The 17,315-nt window shown below is 63.4% G+C and carries 17 protein-coding genes; 5 read left to right on the forward strand and 12 right to left on the reverse strand.

Going from position 1 to position 17,315, the window contains the following annotated elements; all coding sequences use genetic code 11:
* Positions 1-12 precede the first annotated feature (12 nt).
* A complete protein-coding gene (locus ABEA02_RS04775) occupies positions 13-1,518 on the reverse strand; it encodes a rhamnogalacturonan acetylesterase (protein ID WP_345531713.1) in 1,506 nt (501 codons plus the stop codon).
* A 263-nt stretch (positions 1,519-1,781) separates the two neighbouring features.
* Between ABEA02_RS04775 and ABEA02_RS04780 the strand changes: the two genes are divergently transcribed.
* Together ABEA02_RS04780 and ABEA02_RS04785 are read left to right on the forward strand one after the other, a co-directional pair.
* On the forward strand, positions 1,782-2,078 hold the full coding sequence (locus ABEA02_RS04780; protein WP_345531714.1) for a hypothetical protein: 297 nt from the start codon (positions 1,782-1,784) through the stop codon (positions 2,076-2,078).
* Positions 2,079-2,093: 15 nt separating this feature from the next.
* Positions 2,094-2,819 (forward strand): tetratricopeptide repeat protein, encoded by a 726-nt coding sequence (locus ABEA02_RS04785; protein WP_345531715.1) that lies wholly within the window; start codon positions 2,094-2,096, stop codon positions 2,817-2,819.
* Here the strand turns inward: ABEA02_RS04785 and ABEA02_RS04790 are convergent.
* The 7 genes from ABEA02_RS04790 to ABEA02_RS04820 form a co-directional block, all read right to left on the reverse strand.
* On the reverse strand, positions 2,806-3,522 hold the full coding sequence (locus ABEA02_RS04790) for a 4'-phosphopantetheinyl transferase family protein (RefSeq protein WP_345531716.1): 717 nt from the start codon (positions 3,520-3,522) through the stop codon (positions 2,806-2,808). The genes ABEA02_RS04785 and ABEA02_RS04790 overlap by 14 nt on opposite strands.
* A 10-nt stretch (positions 3,523-3,532) precedes the next feature.
* A complete protein-coding gene (locus ABEA02_RS04795; RefSeq protein WP_345531717.1) occupies positions 3,533-3,844 on the reverse strand; it encodes a DUF2218 domain-containing protein in 312 nt (103 codons plus the stop codon).
* Positions 3,841-4,659, reverse strand: a complete 819-nt coding sequence (locus ABEA02_RS04800) for an ABC transporter ATP-binding protein (RefSeq protein WP_345531718.1) — start codon at positions 4,657-4,659, stop codon at positions 3,841-3,843. The genes ABEA02_RS04795 and ABEA02_RS04800 overlap by 4 nt, the downstream gene beginning before the upstream one ends.
* On the reverse strand, positions 4,656-5,729 hold the full coding sequence (locus tag ABEA02_RS04805; RefSeq protein WP_345531719.1) for a FecCD family ABC transporter permease: 1,074 nt from the start codon (positions 5,727-5,729) through the stop codon (positions 4,656-4,658). The genes ABEA02_RS04800 and ABEA02_RS04805 overlap by 4 nt, the downstream gene beginning before the upstream one ends.
* 70 nt (positions 5,730-5,799) lie before the next feature.
* On the reverse strand, positions 5,800-6,900 hold the full coding sequence (locus tag ABEA02_RS04810; RefSeq protein ID WP_345531720.1) for an ABC transporter substrate-binding protein: 1,101 nt from the start codon (positions 6,898-6,900) through the stop codon (positions 5,800-5,802).
* Positions 6,901-6,920: 20 nt separating this feature from the next.
* Positions 6,921-7,826 carry an alpha/beta hydrolase gene (locus ABEA02_RS04815; protein WP_345531721.1) on the reverse strand — a complete coding sequence of 302 codons (906 nt, stop codon included), beginning with the start codon at positions 7,824-7,826 and terminating at the stop codon, positions 6,921-6,923.
* A 164-nt stretch (positions 7,827-7,990) separates the two neighbouring features.
* Complete coding sequence (locus ABEA02_RS04820) at positions 7,991-10,108, reverse strand: TonB-dependent siderophore receptor (RefSeq protein WP_345531722.1); 2,118 nt, start codon at positions 10,106-10,108, stop codon at positions 7,991-7,993.
* A gap of 120 nt (positions 10,109-10,228) precedes the next feature.
* Between ABEA02_RS04820 and ABEA02_RS04825 the strand changes: the two genes are divergently transcribed.
* The 3 genes from ABEA02_RS04825 to ABEA02_RS04835 all read left to right on the forward strand — a co-directional run bounded on the left by ABEA02_RS04825 (position 10,229) and on the right by ABEA02_RS04835 (position 14,010).
* Complete coding sequence (locus ABEA02_RS04825) at positions 10,229-11,266, forward strand: helix-turn-helix transcriptional regulator (protein WP_345531723.1); 1,038 nt, start codon at positions 10,229-10,231, stop codon at positions 11,264-11,266.
* 170 nt (positions 11,267-11,436) lie between these two features.
* Entirely contained in the window at positions 11,437-12,435 is a 999-nt protein-coding gene (locus tag ABEA02_RS04830; RefSeq protein WP_345531724.1) for an alpha/beta hydrolase, read from the forward strand.
* Between the two features lie 255 nt (positions 12,436-12,690).
* Positions 12,691-14,010: a condensation domain-containing protein gene (locus ABEA02_RS04835; protein ID WP_345531725.1), complete on the forward strand. Its 1,320-nt coding sequence runs from the start codon at positions 12,691-12,693 to the stop codon at positions 14,008-14,010.
* 141 nt (positions 14,011-14,151) lie between these two features.
* Here the strand turns inward: ABEA02_RS04835 and ABEA02_RS04840 are convergent, their stop codons facing one another.
* The 4 genes from ABEA02_RS04840 to ABEA02_RS04855 form a co-directional block, all read right to left on the reverse strand.
* The gene (locus tag ABEA02_RS04840; protein WP_345531726.1) at positions 14,152-14,418 is read right to left on the reverse strand and encodes a hypothetical protein; all 267 of its coding nucleotides are present in this window, start codon (positions 14,416-14,418) and stop codon (positions 14,152-14,154) included.
* 13 nt (positions 14,419-14,431) lie between these two features.
* Positions 14,432-14,854, reverse strand: coding sequence for a PH domain-containing protein (locus tag ABEA02_RS04845; protein WP_345531727.1), 423 nt, complete (start codon positions 14,852-14,854; stop codon positions 14,432-14,434).
* A gap of 35 nt (positions 14,855-14,889) precedes the next feature.
* A complete protein-coding gene (locus ABEA02_RS04850) occupies positions 14,890-16,002 on the reverse strand; it encodes an endonuclease/exonuclease/phosphatase family protein (protein ID WP_345531728.1) in 1,113 nt (370 codons plus the stop codon).
* Positions 16,003-16,109: 107 nt separating this feature from the next.
* Entirely contained in the window at positions 16,110-17,300 is a 1,191-nt protein-coding gene (locus tag ABEA02_RS04855) for an MFS transporter (RefSeq protein WP_345531730.1), read from the reverse strand.
* Positions 17,301-17,315 lie beyond the last annotated feature (15 nt).

The raw sequence follows: 17,315 nt of genomic DNA on the forward strand, positions 1-17,315 counted from the left end.
TTACGGCCCGGTTTACTTCAGCAGGCTGGCAACGGGCAGCTTGTTTTCACGCAGGCCTTCGGCCACCAGGCCGCCGACGGCTTCGGCACCACGCTCCTGGAAGTGCGTGTTGTCGGGCTTGTCGCGTGCGCCGGTCTTGCCGACGTAGAACGGGTACTTCGCCACGTCGACCGCGAGGTAGTAGTCCAGCGAACCCGACTCACCGATCTTGTTGAAGAAGTCCATGCTCTTCTTGTCCAGATCAACCAGCGGCACCTTGTTGGCTGCGGCGGTGTCGCGGATGGTCTGCGAATAGTCGCCCGGGAACTTGCCCTGACCCCAGGTGTGGGTGGTGCCGCTGATGCTGCCGCCCTTGAAGCTGCGGCGCGTTACCGGCGTGATCAGCACGGGCGTTGCGCCAACCTTCTGCGCCATCGCGATGTACTTCTCCAGCGTGCGCTGGAACGACATGTCCGCGCCCATGCCTGCCACCGGTGCCCCCGGGTAGGTGCACAGACCCTTGATGTCGATGACATCGCGCGCAGGGGCCGGGCGCGGCGGCTCATAGCCGCACTTCTCGTCGTTGTGGCCGAACTGCACCAGCAGGTAGTCCCCCTTGCGGATGTTGGCGGCAATCATGTCGAACCAGCCTTCCTCGATGAAGCTGCGCGAGCTGCGGCCCGACTGTGCGAGATTGACCGTGCGCACCTTGCTGCCGGCCTTGAACTGGCGATCGAAGACCTGCCCCCAGCCCATGCGCGGCGCATGCTCGGGGTCGTAATTGCTGCCGGTCGAATCGCCGGCCACAAAGACGCGTACGGTGTCCGGTGCGTTGATCTCCTTCAGGTCCGCTTGCGCCTGCTTGAGGCTGAACGGCGCGAAGGGCGTGATCTCGCGGTAGTACGGATCGTAGAGGCTGGTCTCGCCGCGTTCGCCGCTCGCCGAGTTGTAGCCGCGGTTGTAGGTCACCACACCCAGCAGCTCGGTCAGGCCGGCACTCGGAGCTGCCGTCACGGGGTCGAAGCTCTCCGCCGACAAGCCGATCTCCTTCAGCGCCGGGGCCAGCGACTTGCGCAGCGAAGCGACCGACTCCTGCAGCTTGGCGGCCGGCACGGCAGGGGCCCTGGCCGAGGCTGCGAGGCCCACCGGGCCCTTGAACCTGGCTTCCTGCGCCACGTCGGACGCGATGCGGTCGGTCAGTGCATTCACGTTCACCACGTTGGCACCTGCTTTGACGCTGGCAACGTAAGCGAGGTACTGCTTGCCCTGGGGCGTGGTGGCCACCAGCAGCAGCGGGGCACTCAAGCCATCGGCGCTCAGGGTGTAGCCGCCTTGCGCGTTGGCCTTGGCGCTACGCGCCGCGCCATTGGCATCGAAGACCTGCACGTTGCTGCCCGCCACGACGCTGCCGGCCAGGTTGGCGGCAACGGCAGCCGAGGCTGCCTTGGCGGGGGCTGCAACAGGGGCTTCGGGCTGGCTTGCGCAGCCTGCGATGGCCAGCAGACTGGCGAACAACAGGCTCTTGCTTGGGTGCTTCATGTGGTCTCCTTCGGGCGAATCCCGTAATCGATTTCCGGTCCATCTCGCCTTGTCGAAGCAGGCGTGGCGTGGATTTTGTTGACTTGGCATGGTCGGAGAATGCCGTCCAGGCGACCTGATGGAAATTGCGGTTTTCCGTGGCACACCCGCAGTGTTGTATTGAGAATCATTCTTGTTTAATATTAGGCCTGCCCAACATGATCAAGCCTGCCAGACGCCAGTGCTGGCGCATTCATGCCCCATTCACCGAGCAGGACCCGACCATGACCTCGCCGTCTTCCCACGCGAACCCCGCCGACCGTGCTGTAGCCAACCTCCTGCGCCTGCTGCGTGTTTATGTAGACGGCGAGTTGTGCCTGGAATGCGAGGAACGTGTGTCGGCCGCCGTTTGCCGCCAGATGCAATGCATCGCCCAATCGCAACAGGTGGGGCCAGCTACGCGCGAGAGCTGCATGGACCTGCTCGATCACTGGCTGCGACGTCCTGAAGAGCGCATCCGCTTCAATACGACTTCTGACAACAAGCCGTCAGCACAATCCCGATCCAGCTCCCATTCCTGAAGCACCATTTCATCCATGAAGACACTGCCGCAACGACTCGCCCTCTCGCTTCTGGCCGCCCTGTCCCTTTCAGCCGCCCCCGCACTGCGCGCCGAGCCCTACAAGCCGTTGGTGCTGGAAGATGTGGTCGAAGGTCCCGCGCCGACCATTTACCTGGGTGGCTTGAGCGCGGCTGTCGAAAGCCTTTCGCCGCACGCCAGCCGCATGCCGCCTCGCTTCGACAACAAGGCTGAGCGTGATTTGGCCGCAAAGGATGCACGCAGTCTGAGTGACGCACTCGACAAACCGACCCGTGCCGCCAATGCACCGACCGAGTTGCTGCAGCTAGCCGGGCACTGGAACACCCTGGCGTGGCGCATGGGCTATGAGGCCGCCGGGGCGCGTGCTTTCGAGCAACTGCGCCGTGCCTTGCGCGGAGAGCCTGACAACGCCCGTCTGCAATACCTGCTGGGCAGTTTCTATACCGAGTTCGAGGGGGGCAGCAGCCATGCTTTGCCATACCTTGAGCGTGCCCACGATGCGGGCGTGATCGAGGCCAGCTTCACCTTGGGCATGCTCTACATTCAGCTGCGCGACGCCAAAACCGCGCGTCACTATCTTGAGCACTTTGCCGTAAAGACGGGTACGAAGGATCCCAACTTCCTCAAGCTGCTCAACCAGCTGCGCTACGGTGACGGTGGCTGGACGCTGACACATCCACGGCAGGATCTGCCAGCCAGCGCCCTGGTCAAGCTCGACTGAGAACTACCGTCGCAGGCTGGCTGCCCAGCGGCTGGCGCGACAGGGCCAGCGCTGCGGCATGGCCCGAAATCACATTCAGCGTCCAGGCGCGTGTTTGCGTGACAGGCGTGTCGTCGTAACGGATGACATAGCGAAGCCCCTTGCCCGGCAATACCGACAGGACGCTGATCGGATCGTCGCTGCCCCATCCCCAGGCCTTGATCACCGACTCCTTGCCCGTCCACAAGCGTGGAAAGTGCTCACTGCAAAAATCGGGGCAGCACGACTTCTCGCGTGACGACAACAGCTTCTGCGCGAGGCTGGCGAGTACACGCGGACTCTGGCTGTTTTCGATATCCACGCCTATCTGATATTTGTCCGACAACGCCAGCAAGGTGTGCTGCCCACTGTACGAGACGCTGAAGTGCAAGGAGCTTTCAGGATCAGCGAGCTGCGGCTTGCCGTGGTGGCCGTAGTCGAAGCTCAGCTCGGCCGCCTTGCGGCCTGTCCGGTCGGCAATCAGCATGCGCAATGTGGCGCGTGTCAGCGCGAAGCGCAGGGCGGTAGCGCGGTCCATGTAGCGATGATGGCGTGCGAGCTCGTTCTCGCTGAGCAGCTTCAGCGCCGCGTGCAACAGATCCGGGCGCCGCGTATCGAGATGCCACACCTCCACGCCTTGCGGCACGTCGGGTGGCAGTGCAATGGCACGCAGAGCTCTCTGCATGGGGCCTCGCTCAGGCGCGCGGCGCGGTGGTGTCCGCCTGTGCCTCGCTCCAGTGCAGCACCAGGGTGCTGGCACGCAGGAAGCGGCGAACGTGGTCGTCGAGCACGTACTGCATGCGGCCGATCTCCTTGTTGTCGGCGCCTTCGATGTAGACATGCACCGCATCGACTTCTGCACTCAGCACGCAGCGTCCAGGCTGGAAGTCGACCTCGCCGCGCGTTGCGTCGAACACCGTCGGAACCTTGTGACGGAAGTGCTTGCACAGCTTGAGGATCATCTTGCCGGGCTCAGCGGCGGCGAAGCGGGTTTGCAACTGGATCATGCGATTTCTCCGTAAGTTGTGCGCGGCAGGGCGTGATCGGCAATGACGATGGGGTGGCCTTGCGAGCAATGCTCGATGCGACCCGCAATGCCATAGGCTTGACGCAGGATGGCCGGACTCAATGCGCTGGCTGGTGCGCCGTCGGCAATCGCGCGACCATCGTCGAGCACCACCACTCGGTCACAGAAGCGTACGGCGAGGTTGAGGTCGTGCACCACGATCAGGGCGATAGCCTCGCGGGCGAGGGCATCTTCGCGGATCACGTTGAGTACTTCGAGCTGCCAGCGCGGATCGAGCGCGCTGGTGGGTTCGTCGAGTAGCAGCAGCGGCGTTTGCCGCACGAGCGCCTGGGCGAGGCCCAGCATCTGGCGCTGGCCGCCAGACAGTTCGCCCATGCGGCGCAGGGCGAGCCTTTCGATGCCCATACGTTGGAACACGGCTTCGGTCATGGCTTCGCGCGAATTCGTCGACTTGCCGGGGTGGGCAGCGTTGCAGGCTGTGCTGACAGCCTCCCATGCAAACAGCGCGCTGGCGGCTGGCAGACTTTGTGGCAGGTAGGCAACGAGGCCGCGACGCGTGTGGGCATCGAGTCGTGCGAGATCGTGCCCGCCAAGTTGTAGAGTGCCTGCACTGGCGCGCAACTGGCCTGCGAGCGTACGCAGCAAGGTGGACTTGCCCGCGGCATTGGCGCCCAGCAGCGCGACGAGGCTGCCGGGAGTCACCGGTGCGAGATCCAGCCCCTTGAGCACGGCGCGGCGACGATAGCCCGCGTGCAAGCCTGTGACACTCAGTGTGGCGCGTCTCATTTGACTCATAGCGACCTCCGCTGCACGAGGATCAGCGCAATGAACAACGGCACACCGACCAGAGCCGTGACGATGCCGACCGGAATGACGAGGCCGGGCACGGCGTTCTTGCAGACGATGGAGGCGAGTGACAGCACCAGTGCGCCGGACAGCGCGGCACCGGGCAGGAAGTAGCGATGGTCTTCCCCCAGCAGCAGTCGCGCCACATGTGGCGCGACCAAGCCGATGAAGCCGATGGCGCCGACGAAGGCCACCGCGACCGCAGCCAGCAGGCTGGCGCGCAGCAGGGTGACGAGGCGCAGACGCTCGACGGCAATGCCCAGCGAGCGGGCCTGTTCTTCACCCGAACACAGCGCCGTCATCGCCCAGGCGCTGCGCATGGCCCAGGGCAGGCAGACGCTCAATACGACTGCCACCACGGTGAGCTTGGGCCAGTCGGCGCGTGACAGCGAGCCCATGGCCCAGAAAACCACCTGTTGCAGCGATCCGGCTTCGGCGATGAATTCGATGACCGACACCAGCGCATTGATCGCGAATGACATGGCGATGCCGAACAGCACGATGGCGCCCGAGCTGCCGCCCAGCATGCGCGCGAGGCCCTGCACCAATAGCGCGCAGGCGGCGGCGCAGAGGAAGGCGCCAAGGCTCACGGCCTGGTTGGCGCCCAGCTGCGTCGCGATCACCGGGTCGATGATCAGCACCACGGCGGCGCCCAGGGTGGCCGCGGCGCTGATACCCAACGTCATCGGACTGGCCAGCGGGTTACCGAGCGCGGTCTGCATCTCGGCACCGGCAAGGCCCAGTGCGGCACCGACGACGACTGCCATCAGTGCGGTGGGCAGGCGCAGGTCCCACAGGATCACCTGCGTCGCCGCGTCGAGCGATTGTTTGTTGACGAGTCCTGCAGCGACCTGCGACAGCGTGAGCCCGGCTGGGCCTGTGGCGACGTCGGCAAGCAAACTCAGTGTGAGCAGCAGGCCCAGAAGGACGAGCAGGGCGATGCGACGCATGCGGATGCGGGCATAGGCACTGGCGAGCGGGCCTGTGATGTGTGGAGGCGTGTGGGCAATGACTGTCATGGCTGGCTGGGCGTTGCTGGCGGTGGATGGGGGGACCGAGGGAACTAAGGGAACCGAGGGGGCTTGGCCTTCAGCGCGCCGAGCTCCAGTACACCCCGTTGAGTGGAATCGGCTGGAAGCGCTCGTACAACGTGCGCAGCGTGGCGTTCGGGTCCAGTGTTGCGAAGCGTTCAGGGTGCAGCCATTTGGCGAAGGCCTGCACCGCAACGACGTTCAGCGGCGAGTCGTAGAAGTGATGCCACACGGCATGTGCGCGGCCGGCTTTCACGGCAGTAAGCGCCGCAACAGGCATGCCCTGCAGGCGGCGTGCGAGAGACGCTTGAGCATCGGCCGCACTGATGCCGGCGCCCATCTGGATGCGTTGTGGGCCGCTTTGCACCGTCGTGCGATTGCCGATGGCCGTCGCGATGTAGACGTCGGGTTGGTGGGTGAGCAGGTATTCCGCGCTGACCTGGCCAACCTCACCGGGGACGAGCTCGCGTGCGACGTTCTCGCCACCCGCAGCATCAATGAAGCGCCCCATCATGCCGCGCACCATGGTCTCGCAGCATTCTTCGCGCAGGCCGACACGACTCTCCAGGAACACGCGCGTGCGCGGCAGGCCGCGCAGCCCATCCGTCACGCGCGCCAGTTCGCTTTCGTAGAAGCGCAGATAAGCCTCGGCCTCACGCTCGCGACCCAGTACCTGACCCAGCAGACGCATGCTGCGCGGTGTATTGACCAGCGGGTCATTGCGGAAGTCGATAAACACCACGGGTACGCCCGCTGCCTGCAGGCCCTTGAGCAGGGTCTCATCCTTCGGTGAAGGGCCATGGCCACCAAGGCCGAAGATGGCCAGCTGTGGTTTCAGCGAGAGTGTCTTCTCCAGGCTGAAGCTGTCGGCCGATGCTTGGCCCACACGCGGTATCTGCGCCAGCTCGGGGAAGCGCTTGAGGTACTGCGCATAACCATCCGGGTCCAGGCGGCTGAACTCATCCATGCTGCCAACGATGCGCGAGGGCAGGTCGGCGCCTTCCAGGATTGCCAGTGCCACCATGAAGCGGCCTTCGCCGAGCACGACACGGCCGATCTTGTCCGGCAGCGTTACGCTGCGGCCGGCGAGGTCAGTGACAGTGCGTGCGCTTGCTGCGAGCGAGAGCAGGCACAGCAGGGTTGTGAGCAGAAGTTTCATGTCATGCACCTTGGGGAATTTCAGGGTTCGAGTGCGAAGCGCAGACCACGGTTGATGGCTTGCGGCAGGCTGGAGAGGTGGTTTTCGCCAGTGAGCTCCAGTGCTTTGACGCGCATGCCCGGCATGGTGATGAGGCGACCAGAGAGGGCGCGTACGTTGTCGACCATCGCGCGGCGCGTCAGTGTGGCGATACCGCCTGGCATGTTGTCGGAGAAGCGACTCGGGCTTTGTTCAAATTCGCCTACGGTCAGTAGCAAGGCGCGGCCGCGTGCTGCGTCTGGCTGCCGGCGGAAGGCGGATTCTTCTGTCGCCATGACTTTGTCGTTCCACCACCACGAAGGGCTTGCAGCGATGTAGTGCGTGAAGCTCTGTGGCCGATTGAACAAGGCATGCAGTGCGAACAGGCCGCCGAGGGAATGGCCGAACAGCACCTGATGGTTCGGGTTGGTCGCGTAGCGCTGCGCGATGGTGGGGCGCAACGTCTTGTCGATGAAGTCGAGGAAGCGGTCCGCACCGCCCCCCGCACTGCGCATCGTGGCACTCATATCGGCTGCGGGTTGTGCGGCCGGCGTCGGCGTGTAGTCGACCGCTCGGCGCAGGATCACGTCGTCTTCCTCGGGGTAGGAGATGCCGACGACCAGTGCGGGCAATACACCCGTCGCGAGCGGCCGGCGCGATTGCAGGCGTAGGGTTTCGACGACGCTGTGGAAGACGAGGTCGGCGTCGAGTACGTAGACCACCGGGTAGCCGCCCGCCGGGGCTGGGCCATCGGGCAGGGCGACGAGGATGCGGTAGCGTGGACCCGGCTGATTGTCTGTCGTTGCAGCGCGCAGCTCGAACTGCTCTGCGCGTGGCAGCGTGACCGTTGCGGCATGGCAGACGCTCATTTGTGACAACAGCAGCAGGCTGTAGAAGAGCCTTTTCATGTAGTGATGTCTGGCGGTTTGCGGCGTGGGGTTGTGCGGATGAATCCGTACGTACAGGGGCAAGTCGTGCCGGGTGGGTAGGGCCGGTTTCAACCGGCCGCCACGTGTGCATCAGCTTGGCAAGGCATCAAGGTGGACACGGTGTGCCCACGCGTTGTTGCCAATCAGAATTTCAGCCCGGTCTTCAGCCACAGGCTGCGCGGTTCGCCGTAGAAGTTGAACACCGTGGTACCGCCGACGCGCTGGTAGTACTTCTTGTCGAACAGGTTGTTTATCGAGAGCGACAGATCCACGTTGCGCGTGACCTTGTAGCCCAGCAGCGCATCGACCAGGTAGAAAGCCTTCTGCTCGATACGGTAGCCCGTGCCTGCGGTGTAGTAGCTGCTCATCGCACGCAGGCCGCCGCCGCCGTAAAGATCCTTGAGCGCACCGTCCTGCACGTCGTAGCGCGTCCACACCGTCACGTTGTGGTGCGGCGTGACGGTCGAGAAGGTCGTGCCGCTGGCGCCGGCTGCGGCGGAGATGACTTCGCTCTCGGTGTAGGCGTAGCCGATGCTGGCGTCCCAGCCCTTGGCGAGTTTGCCGGCGACTTCGACTTCAAAGCCTTGCACCTCGTTTTCGCCGCTGGCTTCGAAGTAGGCCGTGCTGGGCACAGCGACGGCGCGGTTCTTGTCACGCAGGCGGAACACCGAGAACTGCGTGGTCAGCAGGCCGCCCTTGTGTTCGCCCTTCGCGCCGGCTTCGATGTTGTTGCCGGTGCGCGGGTCCAGCACTTTGCCGCTGGCATCGAGGTTGGTCTGCGGCTGAAAGATCGAGGTGTAGCTGGCGAAGGTCGACCAGTTGTCGGTGATGTCGAATACCAGACCACCGTAAGGTGTGAATTGCGTCGGCAGGCTCAGCTCTGTGGTGGCGCCATTGACGAGGTTGGTGGTGATGCTCTTGTAGCGCGACAGGCGTGCACCGGCGATCAGCGTCAGCGGTTGCCAGGGCTTGATGCGCAGGTTGCTGTAGAGGCCGTACTGTTCGGGCTTGACGTTGGTGCGCGTGCTGTAGGTGGTGGCGGGTTCGGGCCAGTCGTAGGTCGGGTTGTAGACGTTGGTGGTGCCGGTGACGGTGAGTGTGCCGGACTGTGTGGTCTGGTCGTACTGGCGGTAGTCGGTGCCGACGATCACGTTCTGCTGCAGGCCCCACAGCTTGAACGGCTGGTTGAGGTGCAGGTCGGTGGCGAGCGACTTCTCTTTGTAGTCGCGTGCGATGGCGGTGCGCGTCACGTTGCCGGCGGCATTCACTGCGCTGTTGGCATAGGCGTACTTGAAGTTCACGTCGCGGTCGGCATAGCGCAGACCTGCCTTGATCTGGCCGCCGCCATCGAGCTTGTGCACCAGCTCGCCGAAGCCTTCATTGATCTGGTTCTCGAAGCGGTTCCAGTTCGCACCGATGAAGGTCGAACGGTCCACGTCCAGCAGTTCGCCGTTGGCTTTGGAGGGCAGGCCGTTGAAGGGCGTCACCTTGCTCATCGAGCTGAAGCCGCCGACCGACAGGCTGGTGCGCGGTGCCAGATCGAATTCCAGCGAGGCATAGCCCACGCCGTTCTCGTTCTTGTTCACGTTCACCCACGAGTCCTTCTGCTGATACGCGCCAACCGCACGGCCGCGCACCTTGCCGTCTTCAGTCAGCGGGCCGGTGACGTCGACCTCGCCGCGCTTGGCGTCCCACGAGCCGTAGGCCAGCGAGCCACTGGCGGCGAATTTGCTCTGGCCGCGCTTGCGATACATGTTGGCTGCGCCGCCGGGTTCGCCGAAGCCGCTGTAGAGCCCGCCGGGGCCGCGCAGGATTTCAACGCGCTCGAAGATCGCCAGGTCAGGTTGCGTGCCATAGATGCTCGACAGCGGCGCGGGCAGGCCGTCGATGAGGAAGGAGTCGAGCTCGTAACCGCGCACGTAGGTCGACGAGCGTCCCTGGTCATTGGCCAGCACCAGCATGCCGGTGGTGCGGCGGGCGAGGTCTTCGAGGCGCACCATGTTCTGGTCGTCCATGCGCTGGCGCGTTACCACGCTCACCGGCTGTGGCGTTTCCTTGATCGAGGTTTCACCCTTGCCGCCTACGTTGACGGTGCCGTCGTTGTAGCCCTCGGTCGTGCCTTCGGCACGCTTGCCCTGCACAGTGACGGCGGGCGTGGTCGCTTCCTGTGCAAAGGTGCCGCTGCTGAACAGCGCGGCGAGCAGGGCGCTCAGGGTGGTGACGCGAAGCGCCGGCAGGCGAGCGGTGGTGGCGGTATTCATCAGGTACTCCCTCGTTTCGGAATGAGAATGATTTGCATTAGCGGGTTTTGGCGCTATTATCCGCACACCACTTCGCGACTGCCTTTGCGCAAGGCAGGAAGTTGTTTGCAGGAGAAAGCTTTGCAATTGCATGCCCGCCAAACCATGCTCAAGCCCTTGTCCGGCAAGGGCTTTGTTCCGCCAGCCAGCATCAATCGTGGTGAGTTGATGGCCGCCATCACGCCGCGCAGCATCGGTTTTCGCATCGACCAGCCCGATGTCGCGAGCGACGTCTCGGTGCTGTCCGGCCACTTCCGCGCGGACAACCTGCGCGAGGGTCTACGCTGCAAATGCGTCGACGTCGTCGACCTCTACGACATGCGCACCGAGGCCACGCTGCAGCCCGGGCTCAGCCTCATCGTGCTGGTCGCGGGCGAGGCGCAGGCGCGCTTCGGCAGCCAGCCGGTCAGCCTGGGTGGCACAGGCCAGCCCGACGGTGCGCTGGTGGCACTGGCAGCACCCGAACAGTTCGTGCGCCACTCACGGCGTGGTCGCCACGAGCGCAAGGTCGTCATCACAATGAGTCCCGAGTGGCTCGCAGCCAGCGGGCTCGATGTCGGTGGTCTCGCGGCATTCCGCCAGAAACACCTCGCCGTACACCACTGGCGGCCCAGCACGCGTGCTGTCGCCATCGCGCAGCAGATGATCCATCCGCCGGTCTTCTCCACGACCGGCCACAGCAATCCCCTGCACAAGCTCCACCTCGAAAGCCGTGCGCTCGCACTCATCACCGAGAGCTTTGCCGACCTGTTTGCGGCACCAACTAATGCGGATGGCATCGCGCCTCGCATGCGTGCGCGCATCGCCGACCTCTGCGAATGGCTCGACGCCAGCCTGCAGGCCGGTACCGCTGACGAACTGGATCTCGCCGCCATTGCGCGCCACGCCGGCCTCAACGCCAGCTCGCTGCAACAGCAGTTCCGCGCAGTGCAGGGCATGAGCATCGTCGCCTGGCTACGCAGTCGCCGCCTCGACGCCGCCCGCGTTGCGCTGGAGCGCGACGGACTCAGCGTCGCGCAGGCCGCCGAGCTCGCCGGCTACAGCAGCGCCGCCAACTTCGCCACCGCCTTCCGCAAGCACTTCGGGCAATGCCCCAGCGCTGTGGCGCGGGCGGGCTAGGGCGATTTGAAGGTGTGGGACTCCCGGTCTCGTTCCCTCACTCCAACCCCTCTCCCACAAGGGAGAGGGGCTCTGTAACCCTCGCCCTTGCGGGAGAGGGTGGCGCGAAGCGCCGGGTGCGGGGGCCGCCCCTCATTTGTGACAGCGAATTTTCTGACCCACTACACGCCATGCCTTTACCCCTGAATCGTTTGATCCGCAGTGCTTTCCTCATCGGACTCAGCATGCTCATCACCCAGCCAGTCCAAGCGCAAACAGCGGCCGCTCCCCAAACTGCACTGGCCGCACCGAACTTCGCCGTGCCTGCCGACTGGCAGCCGGGCCAGCTGTCGCGCACGCTCAGCTTCGAGCTCGACTCGAAGCACACCGGCCAGCGTTACCGCATCCTCGTCGGCATGCCGCACAAGCCCGCACCGGCCAGCGGATACCCCACGCTGTGGATGCTCGACGGTCTCGCCAGCTTCCCCATCACCGAGTACATGCGTCCGCGCCCGGCGTCTCCGACTGACAGCCCGCAGTACCTCGCCAAGATCGGTGACGAACCCGCCGGCCTCGTCGTCGCCATCGGCTACACCAACGGCCAGATCATCGACGTCAACGGCCGCGCCCTCGACTACACCCCCGCACTGCCGGCGGGTACGAAGACCGGCGACGCACTGTCGCCACGCCATGGCGGTGCCGACGCCTTCCTGCAATTCCTCACACTCGAACTGCGCCCCCTCATCGCCAGGCACTTCGCCATGGACCCGCAGCGCCACACCCTGTTCGGCTTTTCCTACGGCGGCCTGTTCGCACTGCACACCCTCACGACGGCGCCACAACACTTCCAGCGCTACTGGGCCGCCAGTCCTTCGCTGTGGTTCGGCGAGAGCTTCACGCTCAGGCAGCTGTCGCAACGCCTGCCCGCCATGCGCCTCGCTGCACCGACACGCGTGATGGTAACCGTCGGCATGGACGAGCAATACCCCGAACGCTTCGCCTCACCCGAAGCGAAGCAACGTTTGCAGAGTCGTGCCATGGTCGACAACACGCGGCTGTTCGCGCAGCAGCTTGGCGACGCAAAGCTCGACAAGCTGCAACTCGAATCGCAAAGCGTAGCCGGGCATGACCATCACGACATGCTGTTGCACGGCGCAAGGCGTGTCGTTGAATTCGCGTTCGCACCTTAGTGCTTTTCCCCCTGCAAGGCGGGAGAGGGTGGCGCGAAGCGCCGGGAGAGGGAGGTTCGTCGCTGTTCAATCAGCTCTCTTCCCAACCCCCTTCCGCTTACGGGAGAGGGGAGCTGTAGGGTGGGCTCGGTGAGCCCACGCGTAATCAACGAACGCACCGCAACCGCGTGTGCACACCGTGCCCACCCTACGAACTTGCCGTCATTCCCGCGCAGGCGGGAATCCAGCGTCGTTGAATGACACAAAGGTTTCTACATGACCACAACTCAGCAACCCCGCCAGCCCACCACCACCGCCCAGTTCGGCATCTGGATCGCCCAGCAGATGGCGCCCGAGAGCCCGGCGATGCTCACCGCCGAGACCATCGAACTGCGCGGCACACTCGACCTCGCCGCACTCTCCGACACCGTCGTCGAAGTGCTCGACAACTGCCACAGCCTGCATCGTCGTTTCGAGTCGGACGAGGGCACGCTCTGGCAACACCCCCTCACGCCCGCCACGCCGCCGATCGCCCTGCATGACTTCCGCGCCGAGCCCGACCCGCGCGCAGCTGCACGCCAGTGGATAGACGCCTCGCTCGCCGTTCTCTGCGACCCCAGCCGCGACATCCTCTACCGCAGCGCCGTGCTGCAGATCGCCGACAACACCTGGCTCTGGTATCTGCAGGTCCACCACATCGCGCTCGACGGCTTCGGCTACAGCCTCGTCTGCCAGGCCATCGCCGAGCGCTACAGCGCACGCGTCACGCAACAGTCGTTGCCTGCACTCCCCGATTGGTCACTCGAAAAAATCACCGCAGCCGAACAGACCTACAAAGCCAACGGTGGTTTCGACAAGGACAAGGCCTTCTGGCTCGCGACGATGCAGGACGCACCACCACCGGCCACCATCGCAGCGCCTGCCGCGTTTTCCGACGACCTGCATCGCTGCGACACGCGCCTCAGCCACAGCGAGATCGACACCCTGCGCGACGCTGCCAAACGCTGCGGGCAGGACTGGGGCAACTGGATGCTCGCCGCCATCGGCTCATGGTTGGCTAAACAATCCGGCCAGCGCGAACTTACCTTTGGCCTGCCCGTCATGAACCGTCTCGGCACGCCCGCCATCGGCGTGCCCTGCATGGCCATGAACATCGTGCCGCTGAGCCTGCGCATCGGCCCTGACGACAGCATGCAGAGCCTCAGCCAACAGATCGCCACCGCCATGCGTGGCATCCGCCAGCACGCCTACTACCGCTATGGCTGGATCCGCATGGACCTCGGCCTTATGGCGCAAGGTAAGCACTGCTTCAACCAGGCCGTGAACCTGCTGCCCTTTGACCGCAGCGCTTCATTCGCGGGGCTGCAGAGTCGCATCGAACCCATCAGCGCCGGGCCGGTGAAGGATCTCAACATCAGTGCGTTTGTGCTGAACGCGGAATGGCAGTTGCGTACCGAAGCCAACCCCAATGCGTACAGTGAGGAGCGGCTAGAGGTGTTGCATGCGGATTTGCTGGGGTGGGTGAGGGGGCTGGCGGAAAGTGCAGCAGAGGCAAGCCTGGTTACCGTATTGCAGGGGCAGGCTGTGGAGGCCTGATCACATCATGACAAAGGCTTTGGTGACGCACCATTTTCCCTCTCCCGGTCTCCGGCCGCCCTCACCCTGGGGGGAGGGGGCGTTAGGGCTGGGAGAGGGGCGGATGTAACGTTCTGCCCCGGACTGTACGGGCGTTAGTGATTACGCAGCTCGATTTGTCGCTTCTACAAGTTGCTGCGTGAAATTTTCGCCAAACACTTCATCGACTCTGGCGATGGCAGACATGGCGTCTGCCACGTCAAACGATTTGCCGTCGAGGGCGTCCAGCGCATGATTATGAAGTGCATAGGCAAGATGAGCTGCTGCGCGAACACGTGGTTCGCTGCTAGCTTCATTACCAAGATGGCCAGCCAACAAAACCCGCAGTTCGAATACAGCAAAAGCCAGAATTTTTGTTTGATCAATCATGGTCGGACGAGTATCACGCCTCCGGCTTCGCCAGATCCTGCGCCTCGATGAACGCCTTGCGGAATTCCATCGGATTCGAAATGCCTGTGATCGGCGCTTGCGGGCTCCCTGCGCCGGAGATGATCAGGGTGCCGAAGTTGAAGATGCGTCCCAGCACTTCCTGATCGACCTGGATGCTCTCGACCTTGTTGATGTTGATCTCGACCGTGCTGCGGCGGATGAAGCCGGACTTGACGATGACGCGCCGGGTGGTGATCGCCAGTTCCGTGGTCTTGTAGCGTACGTAAGCAACGGCCAGGAAGATCAGACCAATGCCGAAGGCGGGTAGCAGTACCACACCCAGTGCAATGAGATGCCAGATCGACCACAGGCTGATGTGACCGAGGTGGATGATCCTCTCGTCCTTGACCAATGCGCCTTCGACGTAGCTGCTCATGGGGGCTCCTGATTGCTGAAAATCAGGTCATTTGATCACACAATATCCATTTCAAAAACGATGGCGGCGTGGTCAGAAAAGGCGCCTGGTCCTATGCTGATTTCGGCATCAACCTGCATGGACTGTGATGTGACTGCATAGTCCAGTGTTCCGCCACTTTGTTGAGTGCAAGAGACGTACTTTTCAATTGTTCCCTTGTATCGATGAAATTGCCTCTGATACGTCGTCGGTGATGAGCCAGCCTCTGGTGCAACTGCCGAGACCTCTCCAGAATGAAACTGTGGGTACTGATGCGGGTTCTCGCTTACTTCGGCGTCAAATTCTTCCTTGTCGATGTTGAAGTCACCTATCGCCGAAGCGGGCAAGGGGTCATTCGCCACCAAGCTCCCCAGCTGCTTGACTGTCTCTGCTCCTCCCTTGGCGAACGCCGGTGCGTGGACTACGTAGATCGCTCTATCACCCAAATCAAGACGAACAATGTTCCGCTTCGCGCTGGCAACATCAACCTCAATCTGTGTCGTTTTGAAACCTCTTCGGGAGAGAATCAAATAGTTTCTGTTGTGCTGATCCGAGTCTATGGATTCCCAGTAAGGGAACCTCCGAAGGATTTCGGATACTTGGCCTTTCAATGAAGAATTGATTTGCGGAGATGACTGCATTGAGCTGGCAAAGTCATGCTGATCCATCTGTTGGCATGCATTTGTAATGTTTGCCATGGTTGAGGCGCTTGCTGCGATCGTGTCCTTGGAGCTGGAGAACGCAAACTCCCTTCTGGAGTTCGGTTGATGCTTGAATCCGGCCGCTTGCGCTGGGTCGAATGGAAGGGACGGCAGTTGAAACCTTGTTTTCTTTTCCAGCACCAGGGCGGCGCGCAGTGTTTCTATCTCGATGTGATCCAGCGTCTTGTCGCCAACTTCGCAAAAAGCCAGCAGGTCGACGTTCTGCCTTAACAAGGCAGCTTGTATCGAAGCGTTTTTGCTGCCATCTTGTTCTGCTGCCATGGGATTGCAGTTCTGAACATTCCAGAAAAGGATGCGAACTGGATTCCTGGGTGGGGTGCTGGAAGGTGGCTTGCGAGTGTAAGGAGAGGGTCTGTTGCTTGTTAAGCCGGTCATTCTCCCGCTGGTGTTGTTTTGTGGCTTTCCCATGACTTCCCCTTCTTCTCGGTAAGCGGTTTTGGCAATGCGGCGCCACTGTGCCCATGTGGGTTCGATTGAAGCGCTGCCAAAAGCAGCGCCCCTCTTCAATCACCGCATTATGCTGTTTGCAACTTTTTCTGCAAATGCGCCAGCAAGCCTAACACCCCCACCCCACCCAGCATAGTCAATGCTGCCAGCTCCGTCGTGTGCGTCAGCGGGCCATCGGCGTTGCCGAGCAGCAGTGCAGCCATGCCAGTGGCGAGCGTCACCCCAAGGTCCTGCACCATCTTCATCAGGGCCATGAAGCCGGCGCGTTCGGGCGGGGCGGGTATCTGGCTCAGCGTGGCGGCCAAGCAGATGTTGCGTGCAGCGTTGCCAGCCATGAACAGCACGAAGCACAGCGTGATGGGCAAGGCCTGGATGCCGAGGAAGGGCAGCAGGCCTACGCAGAAGCAGGCGCTGGCGATGCTCACTGGCCGCCATGGGCCGCGCTTGTCGGTGGCGCGGCCGGCGAGCTGCATCGCGAATAGCGCTGTGACGCCACCGGCGAGGTAGAGCAGGCTCAGCTGTTCGCGCGGGAAGGCGAGGTTGAGCAGGTAGAAGGCCGAGAAGCTGGGGATGACGAGGAAGGCGGCGAACTGGTTGAGGCCTTGCAGCAGGCTGGCCAGCTGCACGCTCGGGCGTTTGAGCAACGCGAGAGGTGACGGACGCGGAGCACCGGCCGCTCGCTGAGTGAGGTGTGCGCGTTGTGCTGGCAGCAGCCGTGAAGCGACAACGCCAACGAGCGCAGCGAGCACTGCAACAACAAGAAAGGCCACCTGCCAGCCGGCTCGCGCAGCAAGTTCCAGCGCAAAGGGGATGCCCCCGATGGTGGCGAGCGAGAAGCCGACCATGACCCTTGCGATGGCGCTGCCGCGCTGGGGTGGTGGTGTGTGGTCGATGAGGATGGCCATGCCGGTGGCGATGGTGGGCGCGGCGCACAGACCTGCCGCGGCGCGCGCGAGCAGCAGGGTGAACAGATCCTGCGCGGCAGCGCTGGCGAGGATGGCGAGTACGAGACCCGCTAGACAGGCGAGCAGGGCGTGGCGGCGGTCGAAGCGGTCGAGCAGGGGCACGGCGACGAGGCCCGCTGCGAGTGAGGCGAGGGTGTAGGCAGCGGTGAGCCAGCCGACCTGGTTGGCGTGGAAACCGAGTGCAGCGGCGAGGTCCGGCCCCAGCGGCAGCACCAGCATGAAGTCGAGGATGTAGGTGCACTGCAGCGCGGCGATCAGGGCGATCAGCTGGCGTGCAGGGATCTCATTTTGCAAGCTCGCGGGGAGGGC

This window comes from Viridibacterium curvum, from assembly GCF_039544165.1.
In the GTDB taxonomy this organism is placed as follows: domain Bacteria; phylum Pseudomonadota; class Gammaproteobacteria; order Burkholderiales; family Rhodocyclaceae; genus Viridibacterium; species Viridibacterium curvum.